Below are 24,707 nucleotides of genomic sequence, written 5' to 3'. Positions count from 1 at the left end.
CCTCTCCTATTTTGCTGCGACTGCTTTTGTTGCCTCACGGAACTCTTCGTACTTCTTAAGTGCTGCTCCGCTCTCGATCAGTTCTTTTGCTTTTTCCACGCCTTCGGCAAGCGAGATTCCGTCAATTCCAAGGTAAAGTGCCATACCTGCATTCATCAGAACCACATCTCTCTTTGCCCCAGTCTCTTTTCCGGTCAAAATATCCATCGTGATCTGTGCATTTTCTTCCGGTGTTCCCCCGATCAGATCAGCAAGCGGGCATCTGGACAGCCCGAACTGTTCCGGTGTGATCGTATAAGAAGTAATTTCTCCAAAACGAATTTCGTGTACATCCGTTTCTCCGGTGAGTGTAATTTCATCCAGCCCGTCCTCGCCACATACGGCAACGCCCCTGGTCACACCCAGGTTGGAAAGTACCTCTGCCATCGTTCCTGCAAGCTCTTTATCATATACACCGAGAAGCTGCATGGTTGCCGCTGCCGGATTGGAAAGAGGTCCGAGAATATTGAATACCGTTCTCACTCCCAGCTCCTTTCTGACCGGTGCCGCATATTTCATCGATGAGTGGTAAACCGGTGCAAACATGAAGCAGATACCAGTCTCGTTTAATACTTTTTCATTCTGCTCCGCAGTAAGTGCAACTTCCACACCAAGCTTTTCAAGAACATCAGCCGCTCCGCTCCGGCTAGACACGCTGCGGTTTCCATGCTTTGCAACCGGCACGCCGCCTGCTGCCACTACAAATGCAGAGGTTGTGGAAATGTTGAAGGTTCCCACCTGGTCTCCGCCCGTTCCGACGATATCAATGACTTCCCTCTCCGGTTTGATCTTCACACCCTTTTCACGCATCACTTCTGCAAATGCGGTGATCTCATCAATGGTCTCACCCTGCATGGAAAGTGCCATCAAAAGACCTCCCATCTGCGCCTGAGTTGCAGTACCATCCATCATTTCTTCCATGACACCTCTTGCCTCTTCGTATGTAAGATCTTCTTTTCTTGTTAACTTTGCAATTGCTTCTCTGATCATAATTTTTGTCCTCCATCTTGTCTGCCTTGTTGTCTCTGCTATTTTATGTAAAATGTATTTTGTTAAATTTTCACGTGTACCTGAAATCCTTACTTCTTCTTTCTGTTCGATACCATATGATCCAGGCAACACCTTTCCTCTCTACAGCCCCAGGAAATTCTCCAGAATCTTCCTTCCCTTCGGTGTCAGAATCGATTCCGGATGAAACTGTAATCCGTACACCGGATACTCTTTGTGCTGGACTGCCATCACTTCTCCGTCATCTGCAGTAGCTATCACTTTTAAAGTTCTCGGTATCTTTTCGGTATCCGCCGCCAGAGAATGGTATCTTGCCGCATCGATTTCTTCCGGCATTCCATGAAAGATCGGACTTGCTGTGTCAATTTTTACGTTGCTTTTTTTACCATGCATCAGTTCCTTTGCATGGATGATCTCACCACCGTAGGCTTCGCAGATCGCCTGATGCCCAAGGCAGACTCCCATGATCGGAAACTTGCCCTGCAGCTTCTGTACTACTTCTTCACACACACCGGCATCCTTTGGATATCCCGGTCCCGGAGATAAGATGATCTTATCCGGATGCAGATTCTCAATTTCTTCTACCGTAAGCTCATCATTTCGGATGACCTTAATATCCGGGTTGATACTTCCTGCCATCTGCACCAGATTGTAGGAAAAGCTGTCGTAATTATCAATTAAAAGAATCATTATTCCAGTACCTCCTTTGCTGCCTTGATCGCATTCATCACAGCTGCTGCTTTGTTTGCTGATTCCTGGTATTCATTTTCCGGAATACTGTCGGCTACAATTCCGCCGCCCGCCTGTACATAGACTCTTCCGTCTTTCTTGACTGCCATCCGGATCGCAATACAGGTATCCATATTGCCGGTGAAATCCAGATATCCGAGTGCGCCTCCGTAGACACCTCTCTCTTCGCTTTCCAGCTCCTCGATGATCTCGCATGCACGGATCTTTGGCGCACCGGAAAGAGTTCCTGCCGGAAGTACAGACTCGATCGCGCTGAGTGCATCACAGTCATCCCGGATATCTCCTTCCACCTGTGAGCAGATGTGCATGATCTTTGAATACTTGTGGATCATCATATATTTCGTAACTTCCACCGAATCGAATTTGGAAATCCGCCCCAGATCATTTCTTCCAAGATCTACCAGCATGTTATGCTCGGAAAGCTCTTTTTCATCGGAAAGAAGATCTGCTTCCAGTTCCTGATCCTCTTCTTCTGTCAGTCCTCTTGGTCTGGATCCTGCTACCGGGAATGTGGTAAGCCTGCCATTTTCCAGCCGGACAAGCGTCTCCGGCGAGGTACTCATGATCTCTTCGTCATCAATCTTCATGTAAACCATGTACGGAGATGGGTTCGTGGTTCTGAGCACCCGGTAAGGATTGATCAGACTTCCCTCATACGGACTGGAAAACTGTCTGGAAATGACTGCCTGGAAAATATCTCCGTCCACGATATACTCTTTTGTCTTTTCAACCAGCCTGCAATACTCTTCTTTACTGACGTTGCAGGTAAAATCAATCTTACTTTTTGACACCGGGATATCTGCTGTCTGCTGGCTTCGGATCAGGTTTGCCAGATCCTGGATCTGTGCGGTTGCCTTTCCATAATTCTCCATCACCTTATCTGTTTTCATGTTGACGATAATGCTGATCTTCTGTTTCAGGTGGTCATAGGCAATCACTTTATCGAAAAGCATCATATCGTAATCATTGAAGGTTCCTTTTTTGATCTTCAGCTTCGGCTCTGCGTATCCGATCATCGCATAAGCAAAATATCCGACAAATCCTCCGGCAAATGGTGGCAGTCCGGCAAGCCGCGGCGCTTTATAATCTTTCAGGATCTCCCGCAGCACTTCAAGCGGTTTGTCTGTCACCTTTTCCGTTTCTTCGCCGTCCTTTTCTATCGTTACTTTTCCACAACTGCATTTTACACGCATCACCGGATCAAACCCAAGGAAAGAATAACGTCCCCACTTTTCGCCTCCCTCTACACTCTCCAGCAGATAATAGCGTTTGCTGACTGCTGCGAGCTTCCGTAGAAGTGTGATCGGTGTAATAACGTCTGCGTAAATCTCACGGCAAACCGGAATGATGTCATAATCCGGTGCCATTTTTAAAATTTCATCACAATCTGGGTACATGATTCTTTCCTCCTGAATTTTCGTTGTTGTTTTTATGTTGAGTAAGCTTGTTTTTGAATGATTTACACCGGGCGTGCGTCTTTACACACCTCGATTACGCTACGCTGCATCTCGGTCGTGTGAAGACTGCTTATACGTCCTGTAAAGAATCATTCTTTGTGCGAGCACAAAATGATTCTTTTTCGGACGTGCACGCCCTCTTTGTAGCACGCAAAAAGAGCCTTTGTCCTCGTATAAGTTTTTCACTTATACAGGGACAAAAGCTCTTGAAATTCTACTTCTGCGGTACCACCCTTATTGTCGGTCTGCGCCGACCTCTCAACTGCGTACTGACATACACATCTCCTTGGTAACGGGCGAGCATCCCGTCAGCGTCTACTCCTGCTCTGCAGTTTCAAGCTGCCCTCACAAGTCCATTCGGTAAAAACTGTTACTACTGCCTTTCCACCATCGGCAGCTCTCTGGAAATAAATATCTTTACTTACTCCTCTTGTTCATCGGTTTATTGCTTTAATTAGTTGTAGTATATGCTGACATTTTCCATTTGTCAACTGATTTTTTTATTTATTTTTGCAAAATTCCGCAATTGTCTCAATTACTTTGTTCATCTGAAATGGCTTCGGCAGATGTGCATTCATTCCTGCTTCCATACATCTTCTGGCATCCTCTTCAAATGCATTCGCCGTCATTGCAATGATCGGAATATCTTTTGCATCCTGCCGGTTCATCGTGCGGATCCTTTTCGTTGCAGTGATTCCATCCATGTTTGGCATCATGATATCCATCAGGATCGCATCAAAAGTTCCCGGTTCACTTCCGACAAATGCATCGACCGCCTGCTGTCCATCCTTCACCAGAGTAATGTGAGCGCCTTCATCCTTCAGCAATACCTCTGCAATCTCCGCATTCAGCTCATTGTCTTCCGCAAGCAGAAGACTGAGTCCAGAGATACTCGGAGTCTCCTCTTCCGGAAGGCTCTCCACCTTTTTCTTTTCCTGTGCCACCTCGAAAGGAAGCGTGATGATAAATGTACTGCCCTTTCCCTCTGTACTGCTCACTTCGATTGTACCATTCATTTTGTGGACAAGTGTATTGACAATTGCCATTCCAAGTCCGGTCCCGTTATAAACACTTCTTGCGTCCGTATGCTCCTGCGCAAACGGTTCAAAGATATGCTTCAGGAATTCCTGGCTCATCCCTCTTCCCGTATCTGAAATGATCCATCGATAGGTGACAATTCCATCCTTTAACCCTAAATTTTCCAGACGGATCTTTACTTTTCCACCAACCTGATTATATTTCACACAGTTCCCATACACATTCAGGAAAAGCTGACGGACATGTAATGCACTCGCATACACATACGGGAACTCTACCTTATCCGATGTTCTGTCATACTCTATGTTAACACCTGCTTCTGCTGCACGTTGCTCCATGATCGTCAGAATATCCCGCGATAACTCATTTAAATTTACCACCTCATGTGCCAGAACCATCTCTCCACTTTCCAGTTTGCTCATCTGCAGCACATCATTGATCAGTGCCAGAAGATGATTGGCTGCTACCAGCATTTTCTCCCGGTTTTTATCTACCTGTTCTCTGTCGTCCGGATGCTTCGCGTCAATCTTAAGTAAACCGATAATTCCATTTAACGGTGTCCTTATATCGTGGCTCATCCGGGAAAGGAATCCTGTCTTCGCAGTGTTCGCCGCCTTCGCTTCCTCTGCCGACTTTTTGATTTCTTCTGCGTAACGCGCCTCCTTATAACTCCGCATTCCACGTTGCCAGTACAGCATCGCGATCAGGACCGCAAGGAGTGCACCTAACAGACTGTTCAGCCAAAGCTGTGATTTGGAATACCATCCTTCTTTCGGGCATATTTCAAAATACCAGGTATCATTCGGAACCTCACATACGACTTCCAGGGCATTATCCATCACCGGTTCCTCGCATTGCGCAATCGTGAGCTTTTTACCTGTGACAGGATTCTTTTTCCATACCTGATAATGATAAGATGCTTCCTCCAGCTTTTCCAGCTTAACCTCATCTATAAATTTCTCCCAGTCAATAACCAGAATCGTAAATCCCCAGAATTCTTCCTGCCCGTTTTCTCCTTTCACATAGACCGGATCGAATAATAATGCGCCATCTCCGCCCTGCACCAGCTGAAACGGACCTGCGATCGTATATTCTCCACTGTTTTTTGCGATTGTTGCACTTGTCTTCCGATCCGGGTCAGTAAGCATGTCCAGTCCCATTGCTTCTTCATTCCCACTCAGCGGATACACAGACGATACGGTGCCGCCTTTTGCCAGTTCGATCACATCGATCACATCATCATCGGCCATCATAAACCCGGAAAGCTCCGTAAAATGTTCATCGGATATCGTACTTCCGGACTCAATGATCTGTTTCAGCAGATCGGATTTTGACAGATATTTATTAATCTGCGCCTCTATTCTCCGGACTGTAGCCTCCGCTGTATACGTCGCTTTTAATTTTTCTTCATTTATGCGGTTCATTATCTGCAAATGCACCGCACAATTTATCCCGATAAACATAACAATAAATACCAGTATTGTCTTGTTCCGGATTCTCCCAGTATATTTTTTCTTATCCATAGCTGTATTTTCTCTTAGTTGTCCTCCAGAGCAAACTCTGTAAATTTCTCCATCTCTTTTGTTTTGAACTTGTTTTTATGATAGAAAATCTGACGATACATCGTAATTTCTATATCTTTCACATCCAAAAGTGTGAGTTTCTTTTTCTCAATATCATCTTCCACTGCAAAACGCGGCAGGAATGAAACGCCTCCCCCACGCATCAGCATTTTTTTGATAAATGCAGTATCACTGATCTCCAGCATCGGAGAAAGCTCTTTTCTTCTTAACGCCAGCTGACCATCAAGTGCCTGCCTGTAATTGGCATTGCGCTCTGTAAGATAAAAAGGCTCTTTCAGCAGATCATCAAGCAATAAATTTCTTTCTTTTGCCAATCGATGACTGACCGATGTCACAAACATAACCGGTTCTGCCTTCTCCATCACCTTGATCCAGTTGCTGTCCCATCTTGGTGTATCCAGAATATAAATCAGATCCAGTTCATTATGTTCCATCATCTGGATCAGCTTTTCCGGAGAATCTACCGTGATCCGGATAGAAACCCTGGGATACTGTTCCCTGAATTTCCTTATGATCTTTGGAAATTTCACCGTACACAGAGACTCGATCGTCCCGATGTGAAGTGGATTTTTCAATTCATCCGTATCATTCATGGATGCTTTTGCCTGATGAACATCATAAAGGATCCGGTTAGCATGCTCCAGAAATTCTTCCCCCTGCGGAGTAAGCACCACTTTCTTTCCTGTCCTGTCGAACAGCCTTTTCCCAAGTTCGTTTTCCAGCTGGCGGATCTGAACCGTCACTGCCGACTGCGAATACCCCAGCATCTCTGCCGTTCTGGAAAAGCTCTGCATCTGCGCGATCTGTATAAAAGTCTGTAATTGACGTAATTCCATCTTCTAACTCCATTATGAAAAATTTTCAACATCTTCATAAAATCTATGAATTTGTTTCACTCATAAGTTGATGGTACAATATAACTAATAAGACGTCAATCCTTTTTACGTACGTGAAACTATTATTTTACAGGAGGTTTACTATGTCCTTTATCAGTGTTTTTGATGTCATGGGACCGAATATGATCGGACCATCCAGCTCCCATACTGCAGGAGCTGCCAGAATCGCTCTGCTTGCAAGAAAGCTTCTCACCGGTTCTCTTAAAAAAGTAGAATTTACCCTTTATGGATCTTTTGCCAAAACCTATCATGGTCATGGTACGGACCGTGCTCTTCTCGGCGGTATTATGGGGTTTGCCACCGATGACGTGCGCATCCGCGATTCCTTCCAGATCGCAACAGACAACGGAATCGAATATTCTTTCATTCCGAACAACGTAGAAACCGACGTGCACCCGAATACCGTTGATATCCTGATGGTAAATGAAAAAGGGCAGGAGATGACGATCCGCGGAGAATCTCTCGGCGGCGGAAAAGCCCGCCTGTGCCGGATCAACGGTGTAGAGGTTGATTTTACCGGAGAATACAGCTCGATCGTCGTTGTCCAGAAAGATGCACCGGGCGTTGTTGCTTACATTACCAAATGCCTCAGCGAACTTGGAATCAATATCGCATTCATGCGTCTGTTTCGCGAATCCAAAGGAAATACCGCTTATACCATCGTAGAATCCGATGATCTGGTACCGGAAGATATCGCAGATACAATTAGAAGAAACAAAAATGTATACAACGTTATGGTTGTTCAGATGTAATTGGAAGGAGAATACAGATTATGGATTTTAGAAATGCAAAAGAATTATTAAAAGTCTGTCAGGAACAGAACCTTTCAATTTCTGCTGTAATGCTTCAGAGAGAGCTCACAGAAGGAGAACAGGATCCGGAAGAGACAGACCGCAAAATGGACCGTGTTCTTGAGATCATGAAATCAGCCGCTTCTACTCCGATCCATACCCCGGTCAAATCCATGGGTGGACTGATCGGTGGCGAAGCAAAAAAAATCTCAGATCACAAAGATGCCGGAAAAAGTCTTTGCGGGGATCTTCTGGAAAGAGCTGTCATTTACGCGATGGCAACTCTGGAAACCAATGCTTCCATGGGTGTGATCGTAGCCTCCCCGACTGCCGGATCTGCCGGTATCGTTCCGGGACTTCTGCTTGCCCTCCAGGAAACCTATGATCTTTCCGATGAACAGATCAAGCAGGGACTTTATAATGCCAGCGCGATCGGCTATCTTGCTATGCGCAATGCAACTGTCGCCGGAGCAGTCGGCGGATGTCAGGCAGAAGTCGGAATCGCATCTGCAATGGCGGCATCCGCAACCGTTGAACTGATGGGCGGATCCCCGGAACAGTCCCTTGCCGCAGCATCCACTGTTCTTATGAACATGCTCGGTCTGGTCTGCGACCCGGTCGGCGGACTGGTCGAATATCCTTGTCAGAACCGTAATGCTGCCGGTGTGGCAAATGCAACGATCGCTGCAGAGATCGCCCTTTCCGGAGTACGCCAGCTGATTCCATTCGATGAAATGCTGGAAGCTGTGTACACTGTAGGAAAGCGTCTTCCGGCAGAGCTTCGCGAGACAGCCCTCGGCGGATGCGCAACGACACCTTCTGCATGCGCAGCCTGCCATATGTGTGATTAAGCTGTGTAATGTTTTGCAAATATAGACCAACACACACTGCTTGCAATTTTACGATATAAAAAGCTTTGGCTTTTTATAAATGAAAAGCTTCTTTTTCAGAAACGGCCCTCCTGTTTTTCTGAAAAGAAGCTTTTTTGTTTACTTATTTTGATTTTCTCACTTACTATCATGACATCTCATAATAATGTGCATAAATTCCACCCTGCTCAAGCAATTCATCATGATTTCCCCGTTCAGCGATTCCATTATTTGCAACCACAAGAATCTCATCTGCATTGCGGATCGTAGAAAGCCGGTGAGCGATCGTGATCGTGGTCCGGTTCTTCGCAAGCTCTTCCAGGCTCTGCTGGATCCAGCGCTCACTCTCATTGTCAAGCGCACTGGTCGCCTCGTCCAGAATGAGGATCGGTGGGTTCTTAAGAAATACTCTTGCAATCGAAATCCTCTGCTTCTGTCCACCCGACAGACGGGTTCCTCGTTCTCCTACAAAGCTGTCATATCCATCCGGCAGGGACATGATAAATTCATGGATATTTGCCTTCTTCGCCGCATCGATAATTTCTTCCATCGATGCCCCCGGTTTTCCATAAGCAATATTTTCCCTGATCGATCCACAGAACAGATAGACATCCTGCTGTACCAGCCCGATCTGGCTTCTCAGACTTTCCAGTGTCAGCTTTCTTACATCCTGCCCGTCGATCGTGATCACACCTCCGGTCACATCATAAAATCTCGGAAGCAGGGAACAGATCGTCGTCTTTCCACTTCCAGACGGTCCCACAAGGGCAATGGATCTGCCAGCCGGGATCTTAAAGGATACCCGATCCAGTACCGGCGTATCATCGTCGCTGTAATGGAAAGAAACATCTTTATATTCCACTTCACCCTTTACATTTTCAAGCGGCTTCGCATCCGGTGCATTTACAATCTCCGGCTCCGTCTCCACAACATCCAGAAAGCGCCGGAAACCGGAAAGACCTTTCTGCATCATCTCGGTAAGCTCCACAAGAATCTGGATCGGGCTGATAAAAATTCCGATGTAAAGCGCATACATGGCAAGATCTGCAGCTTCCATTTTCCCATGTGCGATCAGCCATCCACCGAACACTAATGTGATCAGATACATCATTCCCTGGAAGAAAAGATTGCCGCTCATAAAGCTTCCCATACAATGATAGTTTGCATCTTTGGATACCAGAAATCCTTCATTGCTTTTCTTGAATTTCTCCCGTTCAATCTTTTCATTTGCAAAAGACTGCACCACACGGATTCCCGCAAGCGTATCCTGCAGACTGGAATTGACATCCCCGATCTTTCTCCGGTTGTCCATAAAAGTCTCCTGCATCTGACGGTTCTGCTTATAAGAAAAGATCAGCATAAATACAACCATCACAAGCAGCGGAACCGCCAGCCTCCAGTTGATAAGAAACAAAAATATGAACGATCCGACAATTTTGATCACAGATATAAATAAATTCTCCGGTCCATGGTGTGCAAACTCGGAAATGTCAAACAGATCCGATACCAGCTTACTCATCATCTGTCCTGAATTATTCTGGTCATAATAAGAAAAAGAAAGTCTCTCATAATGATCAAATAACTTCTGGCGCATATCCCGTTCCATATGTGCCCCCATCATATGGCCCTGATAACTGACATAATATTTACAAAACGTCTGTATGATATACATCACAAGCAAAGCCAGTCCGATCGGCAAAAGTGCTCCAAGAATCTGTGACGGATCCTCTATAAATAAAGTCTTTGTCAGTGATCGTAAAATCTGTGGAAATGCAAGATCCACCAGACTGATGATCGCCGCACAGATCAGATCCAGAAAGAATACTGTCCTGTACGGCGCATAATATTTTACAAATTTTTTCAGTGTATGCATCACTTTCTTTTGTGCAATGTCCGGATTCCCCGTTTTATCACACTTTACCTCCTTGTCCCCAAAATCATATATTGTTATTATATCTGGAATCTTTCGTTATTTCCACCTTATTCTCAAATTACTTTTGGAATTTCCTTTCCTTCATCTTTTTATTCTGCTGTTTTTATGCTATGATAGGACGGATTGTTATGAGAGTAACTTATTTATTTTACTTGAAAGGGGTATTTCTATGAATTTTGTAACAAAAAGCTGGAAAGGCATCTTACTTTGTCTGGTCATCGCCGTTCCATGCTGGTTTCTCGGACAGACATTTCCGATCATCGGCGGACCGGTATTCGGTATCCTTGCCGGAATGATCATCACTTTATTATTAAAAGACAAATCCATGTTTCAGGACGGTATTACTTTTGTGTCAAAGAAGGTTCTTCAGTACGCAGTAATCCTTCTCGGTTTCGGACTGAATCTCTCCGTGATTCTGGAAACCGGAAAACAGTCACTGCCAATTATCATAACGACGATTTCAACATCCCTGATCATTGCATATCTGTTACATAAAGTTATGCATGTACCGGGAAATATTTCCACACTGGTCGGTGTCGGATCTTCCATCTGCGGAGGCTCTGCAATTGCCGCAACAGCACCGGTCATTGATGCGGATGATGAAGAAGTTGCACAGGCAATCTCTGTTATCTTCTTTTTCAACATGCTCGCCGCACTGTTCTTCCCGTCACTTGGTGCACTGCTTGGATTCTCAACCAAAAGCGGAGAAGCCTTCGGGATCTTTGCCGGAACTGCGATCAACGATACCTCTTCCGTAACCGCAGCGGCTTCCACCTGGGATTCGCTCTACGCGCTCGGTTCTGCCACACTGGATAAGGCAGTTACGGTCAAACTTACCAGAACGCTCGCGATCATCCCGATCACACTGGTTCTCGCATTTATCCGGACACGCAGCTCCAAAGCCGAAGGCAAGAAAGTGGAATTTAAGAAGATTTTCCCAATGTTCATCCTCTACTTTGTTCTCGCTTCCGTGATCACAACGATCGCAACTTCAGCCGGCGTATCCGCAGATGTATTTACTCCGCTGAAGACACTCAGCAAGTTCTTCATCGTCCTCGCCATGAGTGCAGTCGGTCTGAATACAAATATCATCAAGCTGATCAAAACCGGCGGCAAACCACTCGCTCTTGGTTTCTGCTGTTGGATCGGCATTACGATCGCCAGTCTTTCCTTGCAGCATGTGCTGGGAATCTGGTAAATGAAAATCTTTCTCATACTTCAAAAGCCTTGCATAAAGCAAGGCTTTTTCTATAATACGTCTTGCCGATGCCAGCAAGCTGTTCCTCTTATTATCCTTATATCTTACACAATTACTTCCAAAATCCTTTTCCCATGATACTCCAAGTCCTGGATTCCGCTCTTCTTATTTTTATTAAAATTGAAGCTTAACAAATATCCTCTGTCCTGCTTATAGTATTCCAGATATTCAAACAGCTGCTCTTCCCCTCGCATATGGTATTCGTTTCCACGCCAAATTTTAAGCTCAATAATAAACTGCTTTCCTTTATAGTCAATGATAATATCTGTACGTCTGCTGTCTCTCGTTCTTGCTTCAATATAATAATTTCCGGTTCCATTGATGATCGGTTTTAAATATAAAAGAAATAATTTTCTTCCATTTTCCTCTATAAATTTCTGATCATTATCTGAATATATCTCTTCATAATATTCATAAAATTTCTTCATCACCAGATCCATCTGAAGCATTCCCGACACAATAAACTGATTACGATTTGATGCTGTCTCCATATACAGCTTATTATTCACAGCCATTTCTGCCAAAAACATATCATAAAACTGTGTCTCAAAAATCCGGTTTGCTACTGCAACAATCCCATTCTTATCCTTCAGAAATCCAAATGTCACCCCCAGATCAACCATCGGCGTTTCTCTTTTAAATGGAAAATCAATCCCACTGAAAAGAATATTTTGAAGCATCTCCTTTAACTGCGGGTAATCCAAAAGTTTCTTTGTCATATCATCGAATAAAGTATTTGGTTCTTTCAAAAGCAATTTAACAGCTGACAGAACTCCTTCTTTTGTCCATGCTTCTGCTCCGGTCGGATATTCTTCTGTTCCTGCCACTCTTTCATCTACCAGCTGACAGATTCTTGAAACAAGATATGGATATCCAGATGTATAATCGTACAGCAATTCTGCAACATCATTTACATTCATCCCTGTATGATAATCTTCTTCGTATTCATCCAACATCGCTGCTATCTGCTCTGCACTGAAACTCATATCTACCAGAAAATCAACCGCTATATTCCATGGGCTGTTATATTTTGACTCTTCCTGTGGATGTAATTTTAATTTCAGCGTCTTAATATCATAAACTCCGGCAAGAATAACCGACTGGAATGTCTGATCTTTTCCCTGCTGCCATTTTAAATATTTTTCTCTTAAAAGTCCTAAGAAAGACAGGAAAATCTGATTATCTGAGCTCTTATCCACCTCATCAATCATCAGAATCACTTTCTTCTGACATGCGCTACATAAAGCCGTAATCTTCGCTCCAAATGAGCGCATCGGAAACTTTTCTGACAATGGACTGTTCCACATTGCAATGATTTCTTCCGATACATTCTGTGCTCTCAGACATTCTCCAATATCCATTACCAGTCCTTCTGCCAGACTTTCAAGAGACTGAAAATATTCATCCGCCGCCTCAAAGCTAAGACTTAACACCAGATAGTCTTTCTGCAAACAGCGCTCCAGTAAATAAAGCGTTGTCGTCTTCCCGTACTGCCGTGCACGATTCATCGTAAAATAGTTTCCCTGCTCAATATAATCTTTTACGATCCGTTCAAGCCTTTCGCTGATATCTACCATATAATTTTTTTCCGGAATACAGGTTCCTGTAACACAAAATCGCTTCGGCATGAGGAATCCTCCTTTCGCTTTCTCCATATTTTTACTGGTTACTCAATTTCAAACTCCTCAAACAACTGCTCTCTATACTTCTCATCAGATGCTGCTTTAATCACATCCGACTCTCGCCCGGCTTCTGTCAGCTTGACAATCAATTTCGACAATTTTTCTTCTCCAAGCTTTATCCCCTTCTGCCGCTCCATTTCCTTTTCTTCCCATGCCTTCATGAATTTTGCCTCCACTCTTTCACTTGACCTGATCTGACAGACCTTTTGATGAAGTAACTGAATCTTCTCACTGTGACACCTTCTGGCAGTTTCATTTGTCGAATGCTCCATATATTTGAGCAATTCAATCAGTTCTGGATTTACACTTTCCGGATGTGTTCCATGACAATTTAAAAATATACGCGTCGCTCCATCTTCTAATCTGATACTTTCATCTTCCTCGCATTTCATCCGAAACGTATACTTATACAATCCCTTCCCGAATATATCAAACGGTGCAATTGTAATAATAAACACATTATTTAACGCATTAAAATCAATGCTTCCCGGCTCCATCAGATTACAGTCCAACAATGCCTGATAAAAACGGCTGCGTTTCGAAAGATTTTTCGTGTCCTCTTTCTGTGCCTCTGTGTCATATACATTTTTCTCTTCATCCCATGCATACACATCCAGCCTAATCTGGCGGTTATCCGGAAGCGTCCGTACCTCTTTTTCCGATTGAGGTGCCGATTTTAAAGATATATCCTGCTCAAAAATAATATCCAGCACCGCCTTCATATTCTCCGGATCTTCCATTGCCTCATTAAATAGAAATCGGTCTAATAGATTCAGTTCTGCTAATTGTTTTCTTCCCATATAATTCTCCTTTCGTACTTTGAAAATATTCCGAAAAGAGATTACCTATGATTATATTATCATACCATCCGATCATGTAAAAGAGAAAATCTCTTTCCGACTTATCTTCCGTTTCTGCTTCATCATCGGGTTCATGCCTGAAACTGGCTCCGAAAATGAGATTTGGCTAAAATAGATACTTGGTTGCAAACAAATAGATTTTTGTTGCGTGAGAATACGGTAGCACAATTCCACTGAATCTACAATCTCGAAAAATATCGAAATTTAACATATATACTATTTCTTTATGTAAAAAAGAGTTCCGCAATGTACTTCAACTATTCATCTATGAAAGATAAAATTTGTTTATAATGCTCAGCTAACTTTTCTGCCGATTCTAACAATCTTTCTGCCGATTTTTCTGCTGATTGCATTACTTATACATCAGTCCGAAACTCTTTTATTTTTTATCACCTACCGCCAATCGTCTCCCCATCATAACTATCCCATCCCTCGTCCTCACAGACCTCTCTTAAGACAGGCTCTTTTGAAACCACAACTCTCGCCGGCCGGTACAGCTTTTCTCCAAAGAAATACCCTTTCTGCACTACACTGACAACCCGGTTTTCTTCTACCAGATCAGTCTCCTCTATATGTACCGCCTCATGAATATATGGATCAAATACCGCCCCATTCGCTTCAACCGGCACAACATTCAGCTGATACAAACTCCGCTCCAGTGCATTCCGAAAATCAATCAAAAGCAACTTCTCTTTCATATACTCCATGCGCTTCGTCGTTCTTTCTGCACTGGCAATTCCATACTCTATGTTATCCTTCACAGTCAGCATCTTTTCGATCAATGTACTGACCCGGATCGACGTATTTCCTCTCTGGCAGTCCGCAAATACTTCTTCCGTCTGTCCGGCGATCATCCGGATTCCCTTTCCGAGTGCCAAATCGGTCTTTGCATCATCCAGATGTTCTGCGCCCCGGCAAAATTCATTTCCGGCACGAAGCACATTTTCCACAATCGATTCCGGCACAAAAGTCGGCATATTAGAGAAACGATTCAGTTTCTCTTCATGATATCGATTCAGATTAATTTCTGCAGTCTTCTCTCCTGCCTGCAATACAATTGTGACTGCTCCGCCTTCCAGTCCCACATCAATCCATGCCACCAGCCAGCTTACGTCTTTCGGAAGTTCAGGACATGCCTCTTCCATTTTCCAGGTCCGGACTCTTCTTCTGGAACCGGCACTTTCCAGATACAGATTCAGTCTTTTTCCCTCGATTCCAGAATCCAGCGAAATATTTATCTCATCCGTTTTAATCGGAATCAGCTCCTGCTCCTCGCTAAACCAAGTCAGAGGAAAACATTCCCGTCCGCCTCTGATCGTTTCAATTTCAATCCCAAGCTTCCACGGCGAAATTGCAAGTAACGTGATATGCTTTGATGCCTTTCCCCTGAAAGTTGCTCCCTGCGCCGCTGCTCCGTCCGCTGCCACAACAGAAAGTTCTTCATACCCGGACGATTCCTGCCCAAGCTCTCTCCTGGATTTCTCATCACTCAGATCATAACATGCCTTATCAGTCATCTTTGGGTACTTCTCTCCCAAAGTATATTCCAACCCTTCAAGCATCTTGATTTTATCCGAATGGTCCGAATATTCAATCTTCAGATTCTGCCTCTCATGATTTGCGATCACCCGCACCAGAAATTGCTGGTCATAGTTCATCAATTGCGCTTTTGAAAATGCACATGCTTCCACGATACTCATGCACCGCATCACCTGAAAACCTGCCTTTTCCATCGCAGTTCTTACATTCTTCTGCGTCACGATTTCCGGTACAGAAATTGTCACCACACAGTCTTTTATCTGTGCAAATGCAGTTTTTTCAAGCTCTTTTCTCAGTTCCTTCATCAGATCAATGCAGTATCGTATTCCACAAGGCTCCAATGTCGAATCAACAAGCCTGTCCGCCTCCTGCATAAACGCAAGTACCGAATGCAGATTTTTCGCCTGATTCATTTTCGCATGGACAAGTGCACGACTTCCAACCAGAACCTCTCCCAGATCATCCAGGATATAATATGCCGGCATGGAAAGAACCGGTCTGCTCTTTCCATCCAGCCAGATCCGCACATGAATCATATCCGTATCCAGGTAAATGCCAAGAACACTGTCAGGCGGTATGGAAAATTCTGAACGTCTGTACCATTCCGACTGTCGCAGAAGATTCTCCGCATATGCAATTCTCCATGCATTTTCCTCTGCCGTAATCTGATTCTCCGGCTGCGGTCCTCTTTGCATTTCCTGTTCTTGCGAAATGTTCTGCGCCTGTGCTTTCTTCTGTCCTTGCGCTGCCGCTCTTCCTGCCAGGCTCTCCTGCCCCTGCGTCTTCTGTCCTTGCGCTGCCGCTCTTCCTGCCAGACTCTCCTGCCCCTGCGTCTTCTGATCCTGTCCATTCTGAACTTGTACATTCTGAGTCTGTCTTTTCTGTGTCTGCACTTTCTGCGCCCGCGCATTTTCCGCCTTTGTCAACTTTTCGATTTCTAAAAGTGCCTCTAGCATTTCTTTTCCGGAATGATAACGCTTCTCCCGTTCAAATGAAAGTGCCTTTAACACAACCGCTTTGAGCTGCCTGCTTCCTCTCTTCGGCTCCGGAATCTCTTTACCCTGCATTCTAAGTCTGTATGCCGCCTGCATATCCTTTGCTGAAATCCGGTCCTTTTCCGGCACAAATGGCAGGCGTCCGTCGTTCAGCAGCCAGTAAAGCACCAGACCAAGGGAATAGGTATCCACACTTTTCCCGTATTTCATCTTCTTCGCCACTTCCGGCGCCATATACCAGTCCGTTCCAGCCATGGACGCACTCATGGTCTTCTCCATCGTCCGCGCGATTCCAAAATCCCCCAGCTTGAAATTCCCGAAATCCGACATCATAATGTTGTCCGGCTTGATATCACGGTGGATAACATCTCTCCGCTCACAGATTTCCAACGCACGGCAGATATCGATTCCGAGCTGCACGATTCTTGCCTCTGAAAATGTTTCCGTTTTCAGGACTTCTTTCAGTGGTTTCAGAAGCTCCATCCGGATATAAAGTGCACATCCCGGCCCGTCCGGATTTGGTACAACCGAAAAATCGTGACAATTTACAATATTGCTGTGCCCCTTAAATTCCAGCATCAGCTGATATTCCTTTGAAAAATAGTTCTGGATATAGGTATATTTTTCCCGAACCTCTTCTTCCGTCATGCCACTGTTGTAATCATCATCCAGATCAGACTCCTCTTTCGGAATCCGGATAACCTTCATTGCGGCAAGTTCTTCTTCTCCAAAGAAATCCCGCTCAATCTCATAGACGGTTCCAAAACCGCCTCCGCCTAACCTGCGCACGATCTTCCAGTCTTTCCATGGAATCTGGTTTTCATAATTATTCATCGTTTTAGTTTCTCCTGTTTCATTGGAAATCTTTATCTTTCAATTAACTTTCCATTCGCATCATATACTCTAAGTTGTTGTCCTGTTGCACCACTTTCCGTTTCTACCTCTTCATATTTCCCATATTCTTTAACATTTCCTTGTGCATCATATATTGTATAATCAGGAAATTTACCATCTTCAGCTTTTTCATAAATACTATATTCCAAAACATTTCCTTTTTCATCATACACCGTATTTTTAACCTGATTATTGTCGGAGTCATATTCTGAAATACGATAACTTTCTACCTTCCCCGTTCCATCACAAAGCGTTGACTTAATGTTATTTCCATTTTCATCGTATTCCATTTTATACATAAAGAAACATTTGCGGTATATTAGAATTAGTAGTTTTTACCAAGTTTTTCAGGAGAAAATAGTCGTATTCGTCATGTCGCAAAAAGTCTACTATTTGTTACGCTTTGTTTCATCTAACTCCTTACATCTGCGATAAAAAGTAGCCGGACTGATTTCCAAAATCTTTGCTGCTTTTCTGATGGAGATTTCTCCCTTTTTCCACATCTCAAAATACAGATTAAATTCTTCAGGAAGTTCGTTCTTCCTGCGTCCAAACCGAATCCCATTTGCCTTTGCGATCGCGATTCCTTCTGCCTGCCTCTGTCTGATAAAATCCCGCTCGGTCTCAGCAACATATGCAAGGATCTGAAGCACCAGATCTGAGATAAACACTCCAATCAGGTTTTCTCTGTGCAGGTCAGTATTAAGGAGTGGCATATCGAGAACCTCAATATCCACTCCTATTTCCTTTGTCAGGTATCTCCATTGTTCCAGAATCTCACCGTAATTTCTCCCGAGACGGTCGATGCTTTTCACGACCAGTACATCTCCTTTTTTTAGTTTTCGGATCATTTTCCTGTAAGATGGTCTTGAAAAATCATGCCCCGAGATCTTATCGATAAAAATATTTTTCCGGTTGACCTCAGCATTTTCAAGTGCAAGATACTGCCTGTCCGGATTCTGATCTCTTGACGATACCCTGATGTATCCATATCTTTTTTCCACTCGTAACTGCCTCCTCTTTCTTTCCTACCTGAAGAAGCATACTACATGATATATGCATATGACAAAAAGCGTTGACTTGTTTTTGAATTTCACACTTTCAAATCAAATTCTAACTCATTATGCTATCCAGACTTCCTCAAAATCCCATTTATAGTAGAAAAAGGGCAGCATACAGAATTTTGCTCCTGTATGCTGCCCTCATTATATGGTGTATTTGAAAGTTTTTAGCGTGTTGTCATTATCCTTCGATACTGATATATTTCTTCTCTTCTACTGCCGGTTTTACTTCTTTCTTCGGGACAAAGAGTTTCAGGATACCATGCTTAAACTCAGCCTTGATATCTTCTTCCGTGATATCTTCACCTACATAGTAGCTTCGCTGGCAGGCTCCTGCGTAACGTTCACGGCGGATGTACTTACCAGTTTCTTTCTCCTGTTCATCCTGATCAAGTCCTTTGGCAGCGCTCACGGTCAGATATCCGTCATTCAGTTCTGCTGTAACTTCATCTTTCTTGAATCCCGGAAGATCAATCTCTAGTTCATATCCATCTTTTTTCTCTTTGATATCTGTCTTCATCAGATTGCCTGCATGATGTCCATACAGTTTTCTCTGGATCTTACGATCTGCTTTATCATCATAAAATGGTAAATTAAAGAAATCATCAAATAAGTTATCATTAAAAATACTAGGCATTAACATAAGTCGTTCCTCCTTAAAAATCTATCTGAACTTTACGAATTTTCTTTTTAAGCGGCTGCCCTGACTGGCAGCCATGTTCGCGGACATTTATAATCCGCATTCTTCATTATCCCTCAATGGAAATGTATTTTTTCTGCTCTACAGCAGGTTTTGCTGCTTCTTTCGGTACGAACAGTTTCAACGTACCATCTTCAAATTTGGCTTTGATGTCTTCCTGTTTGACACCATCGCCTACATAAAAGCTTCTGCTACAGGATCCACTGTAACGTTCACGGCGGATGTACTTGCCATCTTCATCTTTTTCATCTTTCCTCGTGTTCGTCTCAGCACTGACTGTCAGATAACCATCTTTCAGTTCTGCTTTTACATCTTCCTTTTTAACTCCAGGCATATTCATCGTTACTTCATAGCCTTTATCGCTATCCTTTACATCGGTTGTCATAAGTCCGGACTCGCTGTAATCATATCCTCCAAATGGTTCTCCAAAGAAATCATCCAATAAGTCCTCTCCAAAAATACTAGGCATTAACATAAGTCATATCTCCTTTCAAAAGACATTTATTAATTTATTTAGCACATTCGGATTTACTCTGAAGTGTTGTTGTCATCTGAACCTCCGGTCGGTGGAATCTTTATCATCTCTTTTTGTTCCCCTTCCTTTGTTCTAGTTGTAATATAACACTTATTGTTAGCACTGTCAAGAGGTGAGTGCTAATTCTTTTGTGAAGATTTTGTGAACGTTTTTATTCATTCAGACTTTCCTATGTCTTTTTCTTTAGGTATATCATTGGCGGCACACCATACTCTGCACGAAATGCAGATGTAAATTTGTTCGGATTCGGATAGTCAATTTGTAATGCTATTTTCCTTTATATCACATCGCAAATGCCAATTCCGGTAATCGGTCAGTCTCAATAATCATTTCCAACATTCTGGCAAACCCTTCCGGATTTTGGATTTGATATTGCATATGATTAAATCCCTCAAAAACGGGAAAGTTACCGTGTATATAGGTCTGCATCAATGCATTCCTATATTTAAAATGTTCTTCTTTACTTCCAAATTCCCAGAATGTATGTTTCTGCAATTCTTCTGACAGTTCTGGAAATATTTTATCTTCCAGGCTATCTGCCATCTGTCTTCTCAGATTCCCATATGTCAAGTTCTTCCCTGCCTCTATAAAATAGGGCTTGATTTTATTATCGTCACACCACATGATTTTCTTTAGCGTCTTTCCTTTTGACCAATATAAACTTTTCATTGCTATATATAAGAACGGGACCATGATTCTGCGTGTTGTCTTTCCAATCTGTGCAAACTGCCCGCCATCAAAAAAAACATGCTTTACTGGTATTTTTACCTCTGTCAGGAATGCCATGGCAAGATCTGCACCAATCGAAGATGCAACTACAAGTTCTATCTTTTTGATTCCATGATTTTCCAGAAATCGTACAATTTGCTGTATCTCATCTCTTTTGCTGTGATATCTCTGTCCAGGGCAATACACGGTTGATGTAGGCATAATACAATAATATTTTTCCGCCATTTTCTCTGCAACCGGCATACTACTTTCCCCAATTACTCCCATTGCATGGAAAAACAAGATGACTGGATTTGATTTATTTCCTATTGTTTTAAATACCATACTTATACCTTCTATCTACTATTTTAATCTATCTTTCTGCACTCTTCCATTCAGCAACAGCATTTCTCACCCGCTGGTCAATATTCAGACGTGCTCTCTGGCATTCTTTCGGATATTTTCTTGCTGCCTGAAATGCCAGTTTCATAAAGATTCCAGAACCAATTGGCAACATCGTCTTTAACATACTCTCCGGAAAAACGAAATGGGTTCCATGCTCATAGATAACAGACTCCAATCTGCATGTGTGCGGATGATCTTTCATACGCTGTTTCATGCGGCAGATATATTTTGCAGTATCCCATAACACATCATCTTCCGCGCCAATTAGCAATAATGTCCCATGAATTTTTTCAATCTTAATCATTTCTTCTTCTGTAATTGGATAAACTGCTTCCGAATCATCAAACAGTTTCCTCGAATTAATCATATCACCGGTCCGCTTTGTTTCTTCTTCAATCACATGCCAGTAGTCTGGATGTTTATAACAAAACGGCATATACGGAAGCGGTTCTCCTTTGTAAGAGAAAAGTGATTCTCCCTCAATCGGCCATTCCTTACATCCATCTTTTTTGCCCTGCATAAATCCCTGCCAGACAAAGTCACTCGGTGTCAGACCGATTGTCAATGTAATATCTTTAAAATAAGAAGCGGCAGTTAAAGCAAGTGTTCCTGTAGTAGATGCCCCGACAATTCCTATCTTCTGATTGCCATGTATTTTTAACCAACGGATTGCTTTCTCTATACGTTCCAGCGGATAATTATGATGTCCATAATCCTTTTTTGCCGGTGACATCGTCATCACATTCACACCGAGTTTATGTAACCATTTCACGGATGTCCGTGCCAGATAATCTTCTGAATCATCTCCTATCATTGCAATCATTGCACAGTCTGCATCGGTTTTACATTTCCAATATGCACCATAAAATCCGTCTGTTTTTATTTCAAAATGCCTTTTCTGCATCTGTATCATCTCCTTAATATCAGCTGCGTTTCTCTAAAACAACTATTTTGTTCGAGATATTCCGAACAGCTGGAATCTTCCCAATTACATGATAAATCGACATAAGTTCCTTCATTCCTTCAACCAGACTGACTTCATGCAGGATAGAAAAATTCGGTACAATCTTTTGTAGTTCTGTTCCGTTCTTAACTCCCCATGTGAATTTGGCATTGCTGCCCTCTATAGATTTTTCTTTCACATGTCTTACAACAAATGGTGACATGGTTTCGACCATTACAGTTACTTTCTGAAATGATCTTTCAATAATAGAAAACATCTTTCTGATGTCCTTTTCACACAAATACATAGTAAGTCCTTCAATTATCACCAGAATATTTTCACCATGATAATCGATATCGTCCACATAGGAATCATCCATTGCAGACTTTGCAATCTGATACACCGGACCTGTTTCAGTAAGAAACTGCCGCCTTATCTTCATAGTATCCTGCAAATCCACATTGTACCAGCGCATATATTTCCCCACCATCCGATAACATCTGGTATCCAGTCCGCATGCAAGATTTACGACAACTGTATTTTCATGCTTCTTCAAATATTGCTCAACCATCCGGTCTAATACAATTGTTCTTGCAATCACACCATAAGTCATGGCATTATCCTTATCCGCCTTGGAAAAGTCATAATCAAGCTTTTCCACTAGTTTTACTGCGATCTCATCTTTGATCTTTGCATTTTGCTTTTTTGTTTCTTTTGCTCTTGCATACAAAGTCTGTACCATTGTTTCCGGTACACCTGTCACATTCACTTTTTCTTTCATTATCTGTCGCCTTCTACTATTGTTTTCTTGCAACACAATGCATCATCATGCCTTCCGCCTTTTCACATAATCATAAAATTGCTTATGCAGTTCTCTCATCTCATCTGGTGCTTTCATAGCATGTTGATACATAAATTTATCTCCAAAGCTACTTTCGAATGTAATAGCAAGCATAATCGCAAGAATTGACAATGGTAGAAAACAAAAAAAATTCATTTTGCCAGGCGACAACCTACCTGACTGTTTCCGCAAAAAGTTAAAATTTCTTTTCAATCTTTTTGCTGTTTTCTTCATGATCTTCCAGTCCATTCCTGCTCTTTCCGGACAGTCAGCTTCATAATATGCATCTGCAATCGGCACCACCATGGCAAGATGACACAACTGCCATATATGCATATCCTTTACTTCCTGATATGGGACATGAGCACACTTCAATATCTTTGAAAATTGCTTTGTTCTTTCTGATTTATTTCCTGATATTTCTGCAAATGTTGTTGGTTGGATAATCCTCGGAGTAAGGGACGCATCAAGGATGCCATCATCATTTATACTTCCGCCGGCTCCCGGAAAAGCCGGTAATATTCTTCCTGTTCCAACAATGTCTTCCCATTTTTTATAACTGTCCAGTGAATTTACCATTGTAACAATTGTATCGCTTTTATTATTTTTTAATTCAGAAAGTGCTTCATACAGCTGGTTTTCCCGGACAGTCAGCAAGATAAAATCATAAATATCATTGTCTGGCAATTCTCCAAGAATCGTGATTTCTGCCCGTTTTATGTTCTGTTTTTTCTTATAAAGCAATCCATTTTTCTTTAAAAACTCAAGTCTTTTACCTCTGGCATAAATACTTGTATCATAACCCGCTTCTGCGAATAAAGCCGCATACAAGGATCCGATCACACCTGCACCATAAATCAATATTCTCATAGAAATCTGCCCTCTTTTTCATTTGCAAATAGTCCTGTAGCGCTATCGTTAGCAGTAACTAACTCGCATCTTCTAAAAAACCGTGTGAAAACAAAACTTTAATTCCACACGGTTTCTTTTCTTATGCATTCAGTATATCACTTTTATCTGGTTTATCAACCAGATTTTGTCATTATGTCTCAACTTCAGAAGAACCGCTCTGGTCGTTTCAACCATTTGAGGTTCTTCTTTTTACGCATAACAAAAGCGGGTGATGGGAATCGAACCCACGTATCCAGCTTGGAAGGCTGGTGTTCTACCATTGAACTACACCCGCGTCTTAAAGACAAATAATATAATATCACATCTCAGAAAAAATGCAAGTCTTTTTTTCAATTTTTTGATCACTTTTTGTCCTCAACTTAATTGCAAAGTTAAATTCCACCCCTCTATGGAATTTAATCCTGCAAAACGTTGCATTTCTAAAGGTGGAATTTAATTCTTCCTATTTTTCCCTTATAATTCTTTATACAAACATGGTGATTCCTCCCAGCGGTAAGGAGACCATTATGAATAAACAAAAACATTTAAATCTGGAAGCAAGAATCCTCATTGAAACCATGCTCAATGAACACCATAGTTTTAAGTCTATTGCCCGAGAACTCGGCAAAGACTGCACTACGATTTCAAAGGAGATTAAAGCGCATATCTGCTTTGAGAAAACCGGCACTTTAGGCAGATCTTTTAACGACTGCCGTGTCGCTTTCCTGCATCAGTGTTCTCTGCAGAAGTTTTGCCAGCACTGCGCCTACTCGAATAACAAACCGTGCTGGACTTGCGGCAGGTGTACTTCCTCCTGCATCTCTTACGAAAAATATATTTGCCCTAAGCTTTCCAAACCTCCCTATGTCTGTAATGGCTGTCAGCAGCGTACCAGGTGTTCTCTCGAAAAACGTCTTTACAAGGCTTCTTATGCTCAGAAGGAATATGAACAGGTCAGAAGGGAATCCCGTTCTGGGTAATGCCAGTTAGCTAAAATTGGAATAAAATAGTAGGTATCCTAAAGTAATGGT

21 protein-coding genes, 1 tRNA gene and 1 other annotated feature are annotated in these 24,707 nt (G+C 42.7%); of the genes, 4 read left to right on the top strand and 18 right to left on the bottom strand.

The genetic code is table 11. The features are described from left to right. Nucleotides 1-6: 6 nt before the first annotated feature. From trpD to G4407_RS13820, 5 genes are all read right to left on the bottom strand, one after another. Entirely contained in the window at nucleotides 7-1,029 is a 1,023-nt protein-coding gene (gene trpD / locus G4407_RS13840; RefSeq protein WP_173689345.1) for an anthranilate phosphoribosyltransferase, read from the bottom strand. A gap of 141 nt (nucleotides 1,030-1,170) precedes the next feature. After that, nucleotides 1,171-1,737 (bottom strand): anthranilate synthase component II, encoded by a 567-nt coding sequence (locus tag G4407_RS13835; RefSeq protein WP_173689344.1) that lies wholly within the window; start codon nucleotides 1,735-1,737, stop codon nucleotides 1,171-1,173. Then, nucleotides 1,737-3,197, bottom strand: a complete 1,461-nt coding sequence (gene trpE / locus G4407_RS13830) for an anthranilate synthase component I (protein ID WP_173689360.1) — start codon at nucleotides 3,195-3,197, stop codon at nucleotides 1,737-1,739. Before trpE ends, G4407_RS13835 begins: the two co-directional genes overlap by 1 nt. A gap of 246 nt (nucleotides 3,198-3,443) precedes the next feature. Then, nucleotides 3,444-3,701, bottom strand: a binding site (T-box leader). 53 nt (nucleotides 3,702-3,754) lie between these two features. Further along, entirely contained in the window at nucleotides 3,755-5,815 is a 2,061-nt protein-coding gene (locus tag G4407_RS13825; RefSeq protein ID WP_173689343.1) for an ATP-binding protein, read from the bottom strand. Nucleotides 5,816-5,829: 14 nt separating this feature from the next. Beyond that, a complete protein-coding gene (locus tag G4407_RS13820; protein ID WP_173689342.1) occupies nucleotides 5,830-6,711 on the bottom strand; it encodes a LysR family transcriptional regulator in 882 nt (293 codons plus the stop codon). Between the two features lie 143 nt (nucleotides 6,712-6,854). Between G4407_RS13820 and sdaAB the strand changes: the two genes are divergently transcribed. Together sdaAB and sdaAA are read left to right on the top strand one after the other, a co-directional pair. Next, complete coding sequence (sdaAB, locus tag G4407_RS13815) at nucleotides 6,855-7,523, top strand: L-serine ammonia-lyase, iron-sulfur-dependent subunit beta (RefSeq protein ID WP_173689341.1); 669 nt, start codon at nucleotides 6,855-6,857, stop codon at nucleotides 7,521-7,523. Nucleotides 7,524-7,543: 20 nt separating this feature from the next. Continuing rightward, entirely contained in the window at nucleotides 7,544-8,413 is an 870-nt protein-coding gene (sdaAA, locus tag G4407_RS13810; RefSeq protein ID WP_173689340.1) for an L-serine ammonia-lyase, iron-sulfur-dependent, subunit alpha, read from the top strand. Nucleotides 8,414-8,579: 166 nt separating this feature from the next. Here the strand turns inward: sdaAA and G4407_RS13805 are convergent, their stop codons facing one another. Beyond that, on the bottom strand, nucleotides 8,580-10,304 hold the full coding sequence (locus tag G4407_RS13805; RefSeq protein ID WP_173689339.1) for an ABC transporter ATP-binding protein: 1,725 nt from the start codon (nucleotides 10,302-10,304) through the stop codon (nucleotides 8,580-8,582). A gap of 229 nt (nucleotides 10,305-10,533) precedes the next feature. Here G4407_RS13805 and G4407_RS13800 point away from each other — a divergent pair, with 229 nt between their 5' ends. Continuing rightward, the gene (locus G4407_RS13800) at nucleotides 10,534-11,562 is read left to right on the top strand and encodes a YeiH family protein (protein ID WP_173689338.1); all 1,029 of its coding nucleotides are present in this window, start codon (nucleotides 10,534-10,536) and stop codon (nucleotides 11,560-11,562) included. Nucleotides 11,563-11,666: 104 nt separating this feature from the next. On the opposite strand, the gene G4407_RS13795 is transcribed toward G4407_RS13800, so the two are convergent. The 12 genes from G4407_RS13795 to G4407_RS13740 all read right to left on the bottom strand — a co-directional run bounded on the left by G4407_RS13795 (nucleotide 11,667) and on the right by G4407_RS13740 (nucleotide 23,971). Beyond that, nucleotides 11,667-13,250 (bottom strand): P-loop NTPase family protein, encoded by a 1,584-nt coding sequence (locus G4407_RS13795; protein WP_173689337.1) that lies wholly within the window; start codon nucleotides 13,248-13,250, stop codon nucleotides 11,667-11,669. A gap of 38 nt (nucleotides 13,251-13,288) precedes the next feature. Then, the gene (locus G4407_RS13790; RefSeq protein WP_173689336.1) at nucleotides 13,289-14,104 is read right to left on the bottom strand and encodes an Rpn family recombination-promoting nuclease/putative transposase; all 816 of its coding nucleotides are present in this window, start codon (nucleotides 14,102-14,104) and stop codon (nucleotides 13,289-13,291) included. A gap of 449 nt (nucleotides 14,105-14,553) precedes the next feature. After that, nucleotides 14,554-17,532, bottom strand: coding sequence for a nucleotide exchange factor GrpE (grpE, locus tag G4407_RS13785; RefSeq protein WP_173689335.1), 2,979 nt, complete (start codon nucleotides 17,530-17,532; stop codon nucleotides 14,554-14,556). 32 nt (nucleotides 17,533-17,564) lie between these two features. Beyond that, the gene (locus tag G4407_RS13780; RefSeq protein ID WP_173689334.1) at nucleotides 17,565-17,891 is read right to left on the bottom strand and encodes a hypothetical protein; all 327 of its coding nucleotides are present in this window, start codon (nucleotides 17,889-17,891) and stop codon (nucleotides 17,565-17,567) included. Between the two features lie 90 nt (nucleotides 17,892-17,981). Further along, on the bottom strand, nucleotides 17,982-18,596 hold the full coding sequence (locus G4407_RS13775; RefSeq protein ID WP_173689333.1) for a recombinase family protein: 615 nt from the start codon (nucleotides 18,594-18,596) through the stop codon (nucleotides 17,982-17,984). Between the two features lie 238 nt (nucleotides 18,597-18,834). Further along, on the bottom strand, nucleotides 18,835-19,296 hold the full coding sequence (locus G4407_RS13770) for an Hsp20/alpha crystallin family protein (RefSeq protein ID WP_173689332.1): 462 nt from the start codon (nucleotides 19,294-19,296) through the stop codon (nucleotides 18,835-18,837). A gap of 106 nt (nucleotides 19,297-19,402) precedes the next feature. Further along, on the bottom strand, nucleotides 19,403-19,828 hold the full coding sequence (locus G4407_RS13765) for an Hsp20/alpha crystallin family protein (RefSeq protein ID WP_173689331.1): 426 nt from the start codon (nucleotides 19,826-19,828) through the stop codon (nucleotides 19,403-19,405). Nucleotides 19,829-20,170: 342 nt separating this feature from the next. Next, a complete protein-coding gene (locus tag G4407_RS13760; protein ID WP_173689330.1) occupies nucleotides 20,171-20,941 on the bottom strand; it encodes a hypothetical protein in 771 nt (256 codons plus the stop codon). A 28-nt stretch (nucleotides 20,942-20,969) separates the two neighbouring features. Next, nucleotides 20,970-21,905: an acyl-CoA thioester hydrolase/BAAT C-terminal domain-containing protein gene (locus G4407_RS13755; protein WP_173689329.1), complete on the bottom strand. Its 936-nt coding sequence runs from the start codon at nucleotides 21,903-21,905 to the stop codon at nucleotides 20,970-20,972. A gap of 19 nt (nucleotides 21,906-21,924) precedes the next feature. After that, the gene (locus G4407_RS13750; protein WP_173689328.1) at nucleotides 21,925-22,725 is read right to left on the bottom strand and encodes a class I SAM-dependent methyltransferase; all 801 of its coding nucleotides are present in this window, start codon (nucleotides 22,723-22,725) and stop codon (nucleotides 21,925-21,927) included. 45 nt (nucleotides 22,726-22,770) lie between these two features. Continuing rightward, on the bottom strand, nucleotides 22,771-23,655 hold the full coding sequence (locus G4407_RS13745; protein WP_173689327.1) for a ketopantoate reductase family protein: 885 nt from the start codon (nucleotides 23,653-23,655) through the stop codon (nucleotides 22,771-22,773). Between the two features lie 245 nt (nucleotides 23,656-23,900). Next, nucleotides 23,901-23,971: transfer RNA gene (locus G4407_RS13740), tRNA-Gly, on the bottom strand. A 199-nt stretch (nucleotides 23,972-24,170) separates the two neighbouring features. Here G4407_RS13740 and G4407_RS17190 point away from each other — a divergent pair. Beyond that, complete coding sequence (locus G4407_RS17190) at nucleotides 24,171-24,656, top strand: helix-turn-helix domain-containing protein (RefSeq protein WP_420315005.1); 486 nt, start codon at nucleotides 24,171-24,173, stop codon at nucleotides 24,654-24,656. Nucleotides 24,657-24,707 lie beyond the last annotated feature (51 nt).

It is taken from the genome of Allocoprococcus comes, from assembly GCF_013300725.1.
GTDB classification, from domain to species: Bacteria; Bacillota; Clostridia; order Lachnospirales; family Lachnospiraceae; genus Allocoprococcus; species Allocoprococcus comes_A.
This window is presented reverse-complemented; position numbering and strand designations above follow the sequence as displayed.

Bases quoted from the DNA above. Each gene is read 5' to 3' on its own strand.
- G4407_RS13825 (WP_173689343.1), bottom strand. From the start codon at position 5,815: ATGGATAAGAAAAAATATACTGGGAGAATCCGGAACAAGACAATACTG.
- G4407_RS13780 (WP_173689334.1), bottom strand. From the start codon at position 17,891: ATGTATAAAATGGAATACGATGAAAATGGAAATAACATTAAGTCAACG.
- G4407_RS13750 (WP_173689328.1), bottom strand. From the start codon at position 22,725: ATGAAAGAAAAAGTGAATGTGACAGGTGTACCGGAAACAATGGTACAG.
- sdaAB (WP_173689341.1), top strand. From the start codon at position 6,855: ATGTCCTTTATCAGTGTTTTTGATGTCATGGGACCGAATATGATCGGA.
- grpE (WP_173689335.1), bottom strand. From the start codon at position 17,532: ATGAATAATTATGAAAACCAGATTCCATGGAAAGACTGGAAGATCGTG.
- G4407_RS13820 (WP_173689342.1), bottom strand. From the start codon at position 6,711: ATGGAATTACGTCAATTACAGACTTTTATACAGATCGCGCAGATGCAG.
- G4407_RS13795 (WP_173689337.1), bottom strand. From the start codon at position 13,250: ATGCCGAAGCGATTTTGTGTTACAGGAACCTGTATTCCGGAAAAAAAT.
- G4407_RS13835 (WP_173689344.1), bottom strand. From the start codon at position 1,737: ATGATTCTTTTAATTGATAATTACGACAGCTTTTCCTACAATCTGGTG.
- G4407_RS13765 (WP_173689331.1), bottom strand. From the start codon at position 19,828: ATGTTAATGCCTAGTATTTTTGGAGAGGACTTATTGGATGATTTCTTT.
- G4407_RS13805 (WP_173689339.1), bottom strand. From the start codon at position 10,304: ATGCATACACTGAAAAAATTTGTAAAATATTATGCGCCGTACAGGACA.
- sdaAA (WP_173689340.1), top strand. From the start codon at position 7,544: ATGGATTTTAGAAATGCAAAAGAATTATTAAAAGTCTGTCAGGAACAG.
- trpD (WP_173689345.1), bottom strand. From the start codon at position 1,029: ATGATCAGAGAAGCAATTGCAAAGTTAACAAGAAAAGAAGATCTTACA.
- G4407_RS13800 (WP_173689338.1), top strand. From the start codon at position 10,534: ATGAATTTTGTAACAAAAAGCTGGAAAGGCATCTTACTTTGTCTGGTC.
- G4407_RS17190 (WP_420315005.1), top strand. From the start codon at position 24,171: ATGGTGATTCCTCCCAGCGGTAAGGAGACCATTATGAATAAACAAAAA.
- G4407_RS13770 (WP_173689332.1), bottom strand. From the start codon at position 19,296: ATGTTAATGCCTAGTATTTTTAATGATAACTTATTTGATGATTTCTTT.
- G4407_RS13745 (WP_173689327.1), bottom strand. From the start codon at position 23,655: ATGAGAATATTGATTTATGGTGCAGGTGTGATCGGATCCTTGTATGCG.
- G4407_RS13760 (WP_173689330.1), bottom strand. From the start codon at position 20,941: ATGGTATTTAAAACAATAGGAAATAAATCAAATCCAGTCATCTTGTTT.
- G4407_RS13755 (WP_173689329.1), bottom strand. From the start codon at position 21,905: ATGCAGAAAAGGCATTTTGAAATAAAAACAGACGGATTTTATGGTGCA.
- G4407_RS13790 (WP_173689336.1), bottom strand. From the start codon at position 14,104: ATGGGAAGAAAACAATTAGCAGAACTGAATCTATTAGACCGATTTCTA.